The following is a 13,219-nucleotide window of genomic DNA, read 5'->3' as shown; positions in this document are numbered from 1 at the left end:
CCTACCTAATCTTTTGTTTCGTTAAACAATAAATCCTGTATATCTTCATCAGTAAGCTGATAGTTTATTGTAGATTTTCCTGTAACCAAATAATTCATCAATTCTCGTTTCTTACGCTGTAATTCATACATTTTCTCTTCAATGGTTCCTTCAGACAGTAGTCGTATAACAGTAACTTCTTTTTGTTGTCCAATTCGATGTGCACGGTCTATAGCTTGCTCCTCGACAGCTGGGTTCCACCAAACATCAAATAAGATTACTGTATCGGCTCCGACCAAATTTAAACCAGTTCCACCAGCTTTTAATGAAATAAGGCAAACTTCTCTTTTACCTTGGTTGAAAGCACGGCATATCTCTACTCTCTCCTCGGCGGCTGTCTCTCCATCAATATAATAATATGAGATATCCTTATTTCTTAATTCCTTGTCGATTAATTGCAGCATACTTGTAAATTGTGAAAAAATGAGTAACCTTTTATTTGCTCGACTAGCATCTTTTATTATTTGCTTGAGTCTTTCTAACTTTGCTGATTTGTCATTATATTCTCTAACAAATAATGACGGATGACAACATATTTGTCTTAATCGAGTAATTCCAGCTAATATTTTTATACGATTTTTCCGTATAGTTTCCTTATCTAAGTGCTTAAAAGAAGGATGTCGAAGTTTTGCTAAGTAAGATACATATAACTGCTTCTGTTTCTCTATTAAAGGTATACGCTCTACATATTCTACTTTTGTTGGAAGTTCTTGCATGACATCTTTCTTTTCACGTCTAAGCATAAATGGTTGAATACGTCGAATAACTTGATCATGAGTAAGCCAGCTGAAATCTTTTATATTACCTAATAACTCTGGAAATACAACATGGAAAATAGACCAAATGTCTTCCATTTTATTTTCTAATGGGGTACCAGTTAAAGCAAAACGATGTTTAGCACGAAGTTTTTTTACAGTTCGAAATGTTTGGGTTGCTGGATTCTTAAACGCTTGTGCCTCATCAAAAATTACTGTATGAAATTGATCTACTTGTTTTTGTATCCAATCTATTTCGTTCCGTAACATTCCATAAGAAATTATCCAAACATCATAATTTCGTAATTCAGATTTCCTCTGTTTTCTTTCTGATTTTTTACCATCAAAAACAACGGTTGAACAGTGAGGAGCAAATGTCATCCATTCTTGTTTCCACTGATAACAGACAGAAGTTGGACAAACAATAAGAATAGGTCGCTTCCTGTTCTTCCACTCTTTTTCACCCGAAAGGCAATATGCAATACTTTGAATGGTTTTTCCAAGTCCCATCTCATCTGCCAGAACGCCCCCAAATCCTATGTCTGCTACTGCTCTCATCCATCTGACCCCTTCTTTTTGATATTCTTTTAAAAGAGATGAGATAAGATTTGGAATTGGATAAGCTTGTTCATCTGGTTGTTGAATTTGAAATAACATCTGTTTAAACGAGTCTTCTACTTCAAGTATTCCTCGTTCTTCTAGCCGATTAGCGATAGTAAATCCTTCATTTAATGGTTTTTCCAACCCTTCCAAGATCTCAGTGGATGACATTGGAGAATCAATTAAAAAAGATTGTAACTCTTCAATTTCCTTTGTTTCAAGCGAAAGTAATGAGCCATCTTTCAATCGATAATATGGACGTTTTTCCTCTAATGCATCCAAAACACCACGAACCTCTTGATCTACAAAGCCTTTCATTTGAAAGGTAAATTCTAACCAATTTGTACGATCGCTTTTATGTCGTACACGTATAATTGGCTGAAAATGTTTTTTACTAATTCTATTTCTAACTGCAGTAGTAACGAAAACCGTTGCTTGTTTTTGTAAATCGGGTAGATGATGATATAAGAATTCATATTCTAATTTTTCATTCTGAAGAACATAACCACCATCCATATGGGCAAATCCTTTATCTTGTAAAAAACGAATGATTTCCTCTTCTTGTTCTTCTTGCCGATATAACGTCATTGGTGAAGGTTCAAACGGTTGAAACATGATTCCACCGTAATGGAATTCTACACCTGCTAATAAGCGATTACGAATTCGATCTAAGTATATCTTTGCAGTTAATGGCTTTTTACTTTGAGCGACTATACCCGTTGAATCATCTATTTCACCTATTTTTGTTAACAGAGGTATGAGTTGCTCTGCTTGTTCTAATGAAATTAATAAACTACTGTCTCTATTCTCTCTCCATAATCGATCACATAAGTCTATCGTAGTTACTTCTTGTTCTGTCAAAATATGAATCGCTTGTTGTGTAACCAACAGTCGATAAGAAGGTAAACTTACATATGACTGGAATTCCTGCCAACTAATCCGAATTAGATTAGCTGATTTTTCTATTTGAAAATGTAACGGAGGTAAATAATCAACGATAGAAAAACTAGGTAAAATCCAATTGTGTTTTGATTCTTCTATAATTAATTCCGTATTAACGGCAGCTTGAAATAATGACTCCAGTTTATTCCAAATCGAAGGAGGAATGACAAGCTTACTTTTGTCACTATTTTTATAGATATTTGTTAGCGAATTTTCCTGAATTAATTGTATTAAATGACGAAGTATAGCTTCATCGTTCGAATTAAAATAATTATTTGATGAAGAATACGTAATATCATCTGAAATCTTATAGGAGTGTCCATGTTGAACCGCTAATAAGAAATCAGATAGCTGTTTAATTTCATGGTGATTTACATCAATAGATATGGCTATTATTGGAGTTTCTCTATTTGTTAATATATAACATCGAAATAATGGAAGTAATTCTTGTCTATTTTCAAAATACCCTTGATGAGTGTACTTTTGACTCTCTTTATCGTTTTTCTGTAAAAATTGGCGCATAATTTCATCTGTACGATTAATACTCTTTGTACTTGTTTCACAAATACCGATTAATACTGCAGCAATATGTTGACAATATTTTGTAAAAGAAGTTAATGATGGACAACTACATTTCGTTTTTTTGATTTCTCCATCATTCCAATAAATTTGTACTTGGAAATCTTCCGTACTCGTAACCGTAGCAGTTGTTTCATTATGGTTATTATTCATATGGACACGGTTTCCATTCCATAATCGCTCACCATATTTAAATGAAACATCTCCACACAGTTCTCGCACTTTTTGCTTGGTTAAGGAATACATATTTAATCACAACTTTCTTTTCCTTTACTACCATCGTAAAATATAAAATTCTATAGTATAGTATGGAGGTGTCTTTATTTATTATAAAACATCTGAATGAGAACATCTATTTGTATATAGAAATGAAAGAAGGTTAAATCAATATGTCGATAAATAACGAAGTATCCAAACGTAAGACGTTTGCGATTATTTCTCACCCAGATGCCGGGAAAACCACTATGACAGAAAAACTTTTGCTATACGGGAATCTGATACGCTCAGCAGGTACGGTAAAAGGAAAAAAATCTGGAAAATTTGCAACATCCGATTGGATGGAAATTGAAAAACAACGTGGAATTTCTGTAACTTCTAGTGTAATGAATTTCACTTATGATGACTTGCATATTAATATTCTCGATACACCTGGTCATGAAGATTTTAGTGAAGATACGTATCGTACATTAACAGCAGTTGATAGCGTAGTTATGATCATCGACTCTACAAAAGGCATCGAAGCTCAAACCATTAAACTATTTAAAGTATGTCGAATGAGAGGTATTCCTATCTTCACATTTATGAACAAATTGGATCGTGAAGGAAAAGAACCTCTTGCTCTTTTAGAAGAACTTGAAGAAGTCTTAGAAATTGATACCTATCCAATGAATTGGCCAGCAGGTATGGGAAAAGGGTTTTTAGGAATTTTCGATAGACATGGAGATCAATTCGTTCAACATCACCCTGGAGATACGGAAACGTATATTCCAAATAACGAACTGTCCGACCATAAAGATCTTATAGAAAATCCGACATTTAAAGATGCACAACAAGAATTAGAACTAGTAACGGAAGCAGGAAATGAATACTCAGAAGAAGCTATATTAAACGGGGAATTAACACCTGTATTCTTCGGTAGTGCTTTATCTCCATTTGGAGTACAAGTGTTTTTTGATACGTTTATTCATCTTGCACCGAGTCCAACATCTCGTAAAACTACGATGGGACCGATCAAACCAGAAAATGAAGATTTTTCCGGATTTATCTTTAAAATTCAAGCAAACATGAATCCTGCCCATCGTGATCGAATTGCTTTCTTACGAGTTTGCTCTGGTAAATTTGAGCGTGGAATGAGTGTTCGCTTAGCTCGGACGGGTAAAGAATTAAAACTTGCACAATCACAACAAATGGTCGCTTCCTCCAGAGATACTGTTGATGAAGCATATGCTGGAGATATTATAGGTATATATGATCCAAATGCTTATCAAATTGGAGATACGCTTTTAGTTGGAAAAGAGACATATGAGTATGATGAATTACCACAATTTCCACCGGAATTATTCAAAAAGGTTACTGCAAAAAATGCATTAAAATCAAAACAGTTCCGGAAAGGAATAGAGCAGTTAGTCCAAGAAGGAGCCATTCAATTATTCCGTGATCAAATGACTGATGCCTTTATATTAGGGGCAGTAGGGGAATTGCAATATCAAGTTTTTACTTACCGAATGCAACATGAATATAACGCAGAAGTTATGCTTGAATCAATTGGTGAGCGTATTCCTCGTTGGTTAAAAGAGGAACAAGTTGATCGGAAGTTGTTTGACAGTGGTAATTTACTTGTTCGAGATCGAAACAATCAACCACTTGTACTATTCCGAAATGAATTTGCTCTAAACTGGTTTAAAGATAAGAATACTGACGTCGAATTAATTGATTTATTCGAGGTGAATGATTACACATAAGTTTCCATTTCCCGTTACAAGCGGGATAAAATTCCCATTCATGATTATAGATATTTCTTTGCATAATAAGTTTATCTTTAGTTAAAAGGAGTGGAACTTATGGGAGAAAGATCTGAATTTCGAGCTGGTGAAAAGGCTCCTAATAATGGTGTTTATATGGAAATCGGCGAAACTGGAAGTAATGTAAATGATCCACAAATTGTGGAGTTACAGGCAGGAGATTCATTCCCAGATAACACGAATAAAGATCGTGTATGGGTAAATAAGCGTAAACGCCATCACCCCGGAGTACAAGGATAAATATAACATGGCTGAGGTTGGGACATAACATAAATTTCTGGTCAAAAAACGTATGAAAGCCAGAACAAGCGTAAGAAATATACGGAGACTCCTTGAAAATCAAAATCGATTTTCTGCGTGCGATGTAATGCAGTCGCAGCCTTCCTTGTCCTATGGGAGCAAGGCCTAGGCGAGACCCCGATGCATAAGCATCCGGAGACTCACCAGCCACCTTAGGATAAGCGCAGTATATTTCTGAAGCGGGTTTTTATAGGCCAATCATTCGGATTTGTCTTTTGATTAAATACTTTTGTCCCTGCCTCTTAAATTCTTACACTCTAATTTCTTTCTAATATTGTTCTAAATGAGTATTTTTCTTTTGGAATTTCTTTTATAAATGGACTCGGTTTATCCATAAAAACCACTGTTAAATCATGCATTGCTCGTGTACATGCTGTATAAAATAAATACCTCTCATTTTCAGAGTGATAGTTAGCTTCCGATGCTTCTGGAACAATGACAGCATCAAATTCAATACCTTTAGCTAAATATACCGGTACGAAAACTACACCTTTTTGATATGTTTTCGTATTTGAACGAACAAGATTTATCTCCTCCTCATCCTCTAGTAATTCTTTATATTTCTCACATTCCTGCATTGATTTACATATCACAGCAATTGTCTCATGTCCCTCTTTTTTCTTAGCTTCAATTATTTCCTGTAGCACATTCTTATATTTAGAGCTTTTAGGTAATTGGATTACAGTTGGTAGTGGCCCCTGACGATCAAACGCATGTATACCATCATTACTCGGAGCAAAGAAAGTAGTAAAATCTGTAATCGGTTTTGTAGATCGATAACTTTTAGTTAATACAATTCGCTCGATATCCTCTGAGTCTTCTTGTTGAATTGGATTATCAGTTGTCGCATAAGAATAAATTGATTGGTTAATATCACCTAATAGTGTCATAGTTCCATAAGGATACACATGCTGCAGATAAGCAAATTGAAAAGGCGTATAATCTTGTGCTTCATCGATAACAATCAATCGTGTTGGTTGGTCAACATCATGACCAATTATTTCCCCTTTAAAAAATCGATACGCTACTGCATGCTCCCAAGGTAATTTATTTTGGTGAAGATCATGTAATATATACTTCGAATATGCTTTCCATTCATTCTCTCTGCCAACAGGTGCCCACTGGTTAAATAGTTCTGCATACATTCGTACTGTGTGCACAAAACGATTTTGCTTTATATTTTTTATCAAAGGTGCGAATGCTTTATGCACTATTTTTTTACGCAAAATCAGTTCTTCATCTTGAATAGAACTTTCTTCTTCCTCTGCTTCAGCCTCATGATAAGCTTTCATATAGTCTTCTTTCTTTAATAATTCCATTTGATCTTGCACCCAATTAGCTGCGATTTCTTTGGCTTGAAATTCCTTCACTTTTTGTAATAACCATAGCTGGACTTTTTCAATTTTATTGGATAAACGCATCGTTTTAGGCAGTTCGAGAAAATGCGCATTTATTTCTTCTTTTGAGATAAAAAGTTCATTTCTAAAGCGAATATGACGAAACTGCAAACCATGATTATTTATAAATGATAAATAAGATTGTATATCTTTCATAAATTGCATACTTGTAAAATATTTTACTGCGTTTTCTTTTTGCTGTTTGTCTTCACTTATCAACAACTGTTCCATTTGTTCAAATGGTGATTCTACATTAAGATTACTTTCAATACCTTTTACAAGAAAATCATAAAATGTTTGTTGATTCACTGGTTCTTCACCTAATTCCGGGAGAACATTTGAAATATAACTTGTGAATATGTCATTTGGTGAAAGCAATAACACTTGATTTGCCTGTAAACTAGTACGATGGTGATATAATAAATAAGCAATTCTTTGTAATGCAGCTGCTGTCTTTCCACTTCCTGCCGCTCCTTGTACAACTAAAATTTTACTACCTTGATGACGAATTATCTTGTTTTGCTCTTGTTGAATGGTTGCAACAATAGACTTCATGGTCGCATTTGCTGATTGACTCAAACTCTCTTGAAGCAATTCATCAACTATCGTTACAGCTGTATCAAAAATCCCTTTCATTTTTCCTTGCCTGATAACGTACTGGCGTTTTAAAGTCATTTCACCTTTTACTAGATCTTCTTCCGTCTCATATTGAACTGGGCCAGGTGCATAATCATAATAAATACTTGAAATTGGTGCTCTCCAATCATAAATGTAAAAGTCTGATCCATCTTCATCCATTAATGAAGATGTGCCAATATAAATTTGATTTTCTTCACTATCCGATTCTTCTTTGAAATCTACTCTCCCAAAATATGGTTGATTTTTTAATCGTTGCAATTGTTTTATCCGTTGAAAGTTCTTACCATAATGTCTTTCCTTCTGTGCTAAAACATTTGATTGTTGTTTTATACTTTCTTGCGTTTCAATAACATCATCGAGTTCTTCTAGATTAATGGTAATATCATCCCAAAAGTTTTTTCTAAATTCTACGACTTCCTGTTTTAATTTTGAAGATTGCTGCTTAATCGCATTTTCCCTGTCTTCAATAATTTGAAGAATACGTTCTAAACGTTGATGTTCAAAAACCTGTTCATTATTTTTCGATGAACTCATAAACATCCCCCTAATTAAATGTGATATATTTGTTGACAAATCATTAAATTGACATTATAATATAATCAGGATAGTATATATAAAATCAATCATTATGATGTAACTATATTATTGTACCATTAAAGATGACAAAGGTGCAATAGAAAAAACCTGATGAACAATTCATCAGGTTTTTTCGTTTCTTATCAAATATAGAGGCTCTGTGGTTACTCATTCGATAATTTTAATACATCGAGTAATTTAAAGAATAAACTTACAACAATTGCCACTATTGTAGCTAATCCCATACCTTTTAGTTCTACTGACCCTATATTGATGGAAGCACCGCTTACTCCAATAGCTAGAACTACACATGTCAGGATTAAATTCTGAGATTTATTATAGTCAATTTGTTGTTCTACTAACATACGTAACCCGCTGACAGCGATAATTCCAAACAGTAGTAATGAAATCCCTCCCATGACTGGTGTAGGTATAGAAGAAATAAGGGCAGCTAATTTACCACAGAACGAAAGTACTACAGCAATTATCGCAGCTCCCCCAATCACCCATGTGGAATACACTTTACTAATCGCTAATACTCCGATATTTTCACCGTAGGTTGTATTAGGTGTTGAACCTAGAAAACTAGAAATCATTGTTGAAAACCCATTTCCAAATAAAGAACGATCCAATCCTGGTTCTTTCACCAAATCTTTTTTCACAATATTACCGGTTACTACTAAATGACCAATGTGCTCTGGCACTAATACAAGTGCCGCAGGTAGAATAATTAATATATCTGACCAGTTAAATTCGATTTGGTAATACGTCGGCATTTGTATCCATGATGCTTCTTTAACCGCATTGAAATCTACAATTCCGAATATAGCAGCTACCACATAACCAGTTATAATTCCTAATAAAATAGGAATAATTTTTAAAAACCCGCGCATTGTTACCCAATAAATAATCGTCGCTCCCAAGGTTATTAAAGATACCAATATTGCAGTAGTATCCCTTGGTACATCTACTTGAGGTAATAAACCAGCCATATCAGCAGCAGTCGGCACCAGCTCTAATCCAATAACAGCTACAATTGCTCCCATTGCTGCAGGAGGGAATATGACATCTATCCAGCTCGTTCCAGCATAACGTACGATTAAACCAATGATGACTAAAACTAAGCCTACTACAAAGAATCCGCCTAAAGCAGCTCCATATCCGCCACCTTCAGTAAGTACCATTGTTACTGGAGATATAAATGCAAAACTCGATCCTAAATAAGCAGGAATCTTTCCTTTTGTAATAAATATATATAATAATGTCCCGATACCATTCATTAATAATATTGTTGCTGGATCAACACCAAACAATATCGGTACTAAAACTGTTGATCCAAACATAGCAAATAAATGCTGGATACTTAAAGGCAAACTTTGTAATAATGGTAAACGTTCATCTACTTGTATTTCTCTATCTTTCACTGTCCTCACACTCCCCTATTTATAAAAAAACACCCTGCCTGTAAAAGATGGCAAGGTGCAGTGGAAGTACAAGGAAACAGCATTGCATATATGTATGCGATGTTTGCTTATACTATCATTATCTTTTCCGCACAACCTTACCAGCCTCACAGGACTGATTTAAAGGTGTCTATATTTCTATCTAATTATGACAAATTTCGAGAAAAAGTCAAGCATTATTTTTCAAATACTGCTTTACAACGATAAATTGGTTGCCCTTTTGAAGAAAACTTCTCTTCGTACTCTGTCATAACATTTGTTTCGTCTTCTATAGCATGTAAATCCACATTTAATTCATTTATAGTCATTCCATATTGTGAAAAACTGACCACAGAATACTCAAATAATCCCCGATTATCTGTTTTTAATATTACTTCTCCATTCGTACACAAAATATCTTGATATTGATCTAAAAAGCGTTCATATGTCAAACGTCGTTTTTCATGTCGATTTTTTGGCCATGGATCAGAAAAATTCAAATAAATCATTGAGATTTCATTGTTAGCAAACATTTCCCGTACATCTATTGCATTTTCATTTAACATTAATACATTGGATAAGCTTTCTTCATCAATCTTCTGAACTGCAGAAACAATAATACTTTTTGCTATTTCGATTCCAATAAAATTAATATCTGGATATTGCTTTGCCATACCCAATACAAATTGCCCTTTTCCAGAGCCAATTTCTACATGAATTGGATTATTATTATTAAAAAGTTGATTCCAATTTCCTTTTTTGCTTTTTGGGTCATGAATGACAATATGATTTTTTTCTTGTAAATACTCGTCTGCCCACGGCTTATTTCTTTGCCTCATGTTGTATTCCCTCACTTTATTTCATTTTGTATAGAAAACTTCATTCAGAAAAAACTAGTTAAGAGGTGATTAATATGACATTAAATGTATCTAATCAATTAACATTACTTTCAGACATACTCGACGAACAACATGGAGAATGCTGTGCTTCAGTCAGTGAGTGTCAACAAATTGGAAGGCTTGTTCAATCTATACTTGATCGAGACCAAATTACGGATGAACAACTTCTAACTATTCTGCCTGAAATATATAACTATGGCAGACAAGGCGAACAAGCGCAAAGTCTGCCAAATCATGTTAGTTCTAATATAGATAATATAAAACACTGGATAAATGCAATTGAACAAACTAACTTAAAATAAACTCCTTATTTGCCCATTTAATTCCTGTAAATCCCACAAACGTTGGCGAACCTTTTCCGATTCATTTCTAGAATTGTGCCAACTTAAAAAATGCAAGGAATCATGTAATAAATACCAATACATGCGAGTAAATAAATTCTGGCTTGGTTCTATGCCATATTGCTTTAACCATGGAACCCAGTCTTCTTTTGGTAAATACCATTTTAAAAGCATACCAATATCTGTTGCCGGATCAGCAATCATCGCATTATCCCAATCAACTAAAAAGATATTTTTTTCACTTGTCAGTATAAGATTATTATGATTAATATCACAATGACATACTGCTAGTTGTTGATCGCGAGTTTCCGGTAACAATTTCTCTAAATAATAAATAGCTTCTGTTACTTCACCATAACTATCCATTATCCCTTGTGTATGAAGATTATTTTTTATTGACTTTAGACTTTCATCGGAAGTAACTGGCTTCTTTCCCATTCTTAGCAACATATGCAAAAGCTCTGTAGAGTGATGTATTTTATTTAATAAATCAGCCACGTTTTGTTGTTGCATTTCATATACATTTAGTGAACGGCCTTCTAACCATTCCTGCGCAGTAATAACATCGCCATTTTCCATGCGTTTCGTCCAAATTAATTTTGGTACGATTCCTTCTGCAGATAATACTGCAAGAAACGGTGATGAATTACGTTTTAAAAATAAACGTCTCCCATTTTTTTCCGCTATAAAAGCATCACCAGTGAGACCTCCTGCTGGTGTAATATTCCACCCTGTGCCTAGAGCTTGCTCAAGCCACTTAATCATAACTTCTTCACATCTTTCAAATTTAGCGTTCAATTATACATTGTATCTAGATTTTATATAAAATACAATTATTGCTTTTTTATTTCATTATAACTGAGATTGGATTTTTTTCTTTTTCTATTTTACAACTAGCAGAATAATCCGTTTGTCCATCTACTTGGTAGCAAAGAAGTGTATCTGATAATATTTCCACTGTATCAGCTTCAAATAACTCAACTTCCTTAAAATAACGATGCCAACCAAAAATTACCGATAGAAATAATAAAAGTACTTTCCATTTAGGTAATGCGTGAATGATTATACCATATATTTTATCACGATTATTTTTAGCATGAGGTAATATCTTTAATCCTCCACCATAATATGGGTGATTACCAACAGACAGCATCCAACAATCATTTAATCTCCTGGTAATTCCATCGATAGAGATTTGTATACGCTTAGGCTTATATGTTCTTAAAACTTTCACAAGTGAAACTAAGTAAATAATTTTTCCTATTCCTAAATTGTTAAAATACCTTTTTGATTTTGCACTATTTGCCCTCTCGGCAATTTCAGCATCAAACCCAAAACCTAAACTATTGACCATTTTTCTAGTGAACCCATTTGTTTTATAAATACTAAACCAATAATCATTCGGTTTATTGAAAGCCTCGGGTTTCAAAAATTGCTGAACATCGTTTCCTAGATTAATCCCCTTAGCAAAGTCATTTCCTGAACCGCTGGGAATGAATGAGATAGGGATAAGAACATTATCTAGACCATTTATAACTTCATGAATTGTTCCGTCTCCACCAATGATGAATAATCCTTTTAACTTCTCTTTATATTCATGTAGAATTTCTCTCGTTATTACTTCTGCATGAGTTGGATAATCTGTAAAATATACTTTTTTATCTGCCATCATACGATATTGTTCCATTTGTTGAATTAGAGAAAAAATATACCTAGCTCTTCCCTCTCCAGCTGTCGGATTAACAATAAAAATGAACATTAACTTTCCTTGTTCTCTGTTTCCCACTCAGGACGTCGAATAGAATTAGAAATCGATTGTTTTAATAAACATTCCGTTACATGAAGTTGTGTTTTTTTCAATGGAGATGAAAGGTTTCTTTTTTCATTTAACCATCCTTCAAAAGCTAACCGATCAACCACCTTGGTTTGATATGGTGCTGTTGCATATAAAATACGGTTGGTTCGAGAAACTACCGTTTTCTTAACAGGAACCTCCATATTATGTAACCGCAGGATGCCTTGAATCCATTTCTCTGACCGTTTTAAAGAAATTAATGGATTTATGACTCTTTCATTATCTTCTCCTCTAGTCACTGTCCATGTTCGTTCTTCGCCAGCCATAATTACAGCTTCATCATCTACTTCAAGAAAATGGATAATTTCAATTTCTAAGGGACTAATCAGAAGGATATCTGACTCAACAGGAGCTTGTTTTATTTCAAATACGGGCATGTACATGATGAAATATGTATCAGGGAAACGTTGTAATAAAAATCGAAGAAGTTCATCATGATAGAATTTTGAATCTACTACTGATACTCTAGAGACCGTAGAAGTTGCCCATTTCATTTGAATATCAAACAATCGATCCAAAAAATATTGCTTTAACTCTGTTTCAGAAGATGGAAGTGAATCATACTCCACATCCGTTTCATTATTTACTGATTCAATAGACTCTACATAAATATCCTTTCTTTTGATACGTTTTTTCCACTTTTGTAATATTCCTTCTTTATGTGTTTCTAAAGCTTCGTCCTCTTTTGTCTTCTCCATCTCTGGTTGTTGCCATCGTTGATAAAGTAGTTCCCATTGATCGTTTTTTTGACGTATATATTGCGTAGGATAACGATAAATGTCCCACTCATAACGTGATATATAGTCTTGTAATTTGATTAATTGCGCCATATTT

The 13,219-nt window shown here is 34.0% G+C and carries 10 protein-coding genes; 3 read left to right on the top strand and 7 right to left on the bottom strand.

Translation table 11 applies throughout. The features are described from left to right. Positions 1–5 precede the first annotated feature (5 nt). Entirely contained in the window at positions 6–3,068 is a 3,063-nt protein-coding gene (locus ABC346_RS10900) for an SNF2 helicase associated domain-containing protein (RefSeq protein WP_413234860.1), read from the bottom strand. A 236-nt stretch (positions 3,069–3,304) separates the two neighbouring features. Between ABC346_RS10900 and ABC346_RS10895 the strand changes: the two genes are divergently transcribed. Together ABC346_RS10895 and ABC346_RS10890 are read left to right on the top strand one after the other, a co-directional pair. Further along, positions 3,305–4,876 carry a peptide chain release factor 3 gene (locus ABC346_RS10895; RefSeq protein WP_413234859.1) on the top strand — a complete coding sequence of 524 codons (1,572 nt, stop codon included), beginning with the start codon at positions 3,305–3,307 and terminating at the stop codon, positions 4,874–4,876. A gap of 99 nt (positions 4,877–4,975) precedes the next feature. Next, a complete protein-coding gene (locus ABC346_RS10890) occupies positions 4,976–5,176 on the top strand; it encodes a YjzC family protein (protein WP_011066684.1) in 201 nt (66 codons plus the stop codon). Between the two features lie 317 nt (positions 5,177–5,493). Here the strand turns inward: ABC346_RS10890 and helD are convergent, their stop codons facing one another. From helD to trmB, 3 genes are all read right to left on the bottom strand, one after another. After that, entirely contained in the window at positions 5,494–7,806 is a 2,313-nt protein-coding gene (gene helD, locus ABC346_RS10885; protein ID WP_413234858.1) for an RNA polymerase recycling motor HelD, read from the bottom strand. Between the two features lie 206 nt (positions 7,807–8,012). Continuing rightward, positions 8,013–9,272 (bottom strand): uracil permease, encoded by a 1,260-nt coding sequence (uraA, locus tag ABC346_RS10880; RefSeq protein ID WP_413234857.1) that lies wholly within the window; start codon positions 9,270–9,272, stop codon positions 8,013–8,015. A gap of 215 nt (positions 9,273–9,487) precedes the next feature. Then, positions 9,488–10,129, bottom strand: a complete 642-nt coding sequence (gene trmB / locus ABC346_RS10875; protein ID WP_413234856.1) for a tRNA (guanosine(46)-N7)-methyltransferase TrmB — start codon at positions 10,127–10,129, stop codon at positions 9,488–9,490. A gap of 74 nt (positions 10,130–10,203) precedes the next feature. Here trmB and ABC346_RS10870 point away from each other — a divergent pair, with 74 nt between their 5' ends. After that, entirely contained in the window at positions 10,204–10,491 is a 288-nt protein-coding gene (locus tag ABC346_RS10870) for a YtzH-like family protein (protein WP_413234855.1), read from the top strand. Here ABC346_RS10870 and ABC346_RS10865 read toward each other — a convergent pair. From ABC346_RS10865 to ABC346_RS10855, 3 genes are all read right to left on the bottom strand, one after another. After that, positions 10,483–11,295 (bottom strand): phosphotransferase, encoded by an 813-nt coding sequence (locus tag ABC346_RS10865; RefSeq protein ID WP_413234854.1) that lies wholly within the window; start codon positions 11,293–11,295, stop codon positions 10,483–10,485. The two genes, ABC346_RS10870 and ABC346_RS10865, sit on opposite strands and share 9 nt — an antisense overlap. A gap of 79 nt (positions 11,296–11,374) precedes the next feature. Then, positions 11,375–12,289: a diacylglycerol/lipid kinase family protein gene (locus tag ABC346_RS10860; RefSeq protein WP_413234853.1), complete on the bottom strand. Its 915-nt coding sequence runs from the start codon at positions 12,287–12,289 to the stop codon at positions 11,375–11,377. Further along, positions 12,289–13,215, bottom strand: coding sequence for an NERD domain-containing protein (locus ABC346_RS10855; protein ID WP_413234852.1), 927 nt, complete (start codon positions 13,213–13,215; stop codon positions 12,289–12,291). The genes ABC346_RS10860 and ABC346_RS10855 overlap by 1 nt, the downstream gene beginning before the upstream one ends. Between the last annotated feature and the right edge of the window lie 4 nt (positions 13,216–13,219).

It is taken from the genome of Oceanobacillus phoenicis (assembly GCF_047238145.1).
In the GTDB taxonomy this organism is placed as follows: Bacteria; Bacillota; Bacilli; order Bacillales; family Amphibacillaceae; genus Oceanobacillus.
Note: the sequence above shows the minus strand (reverse complement) of the source record. Positions and strands in the feature narration are given on the sequence as shown.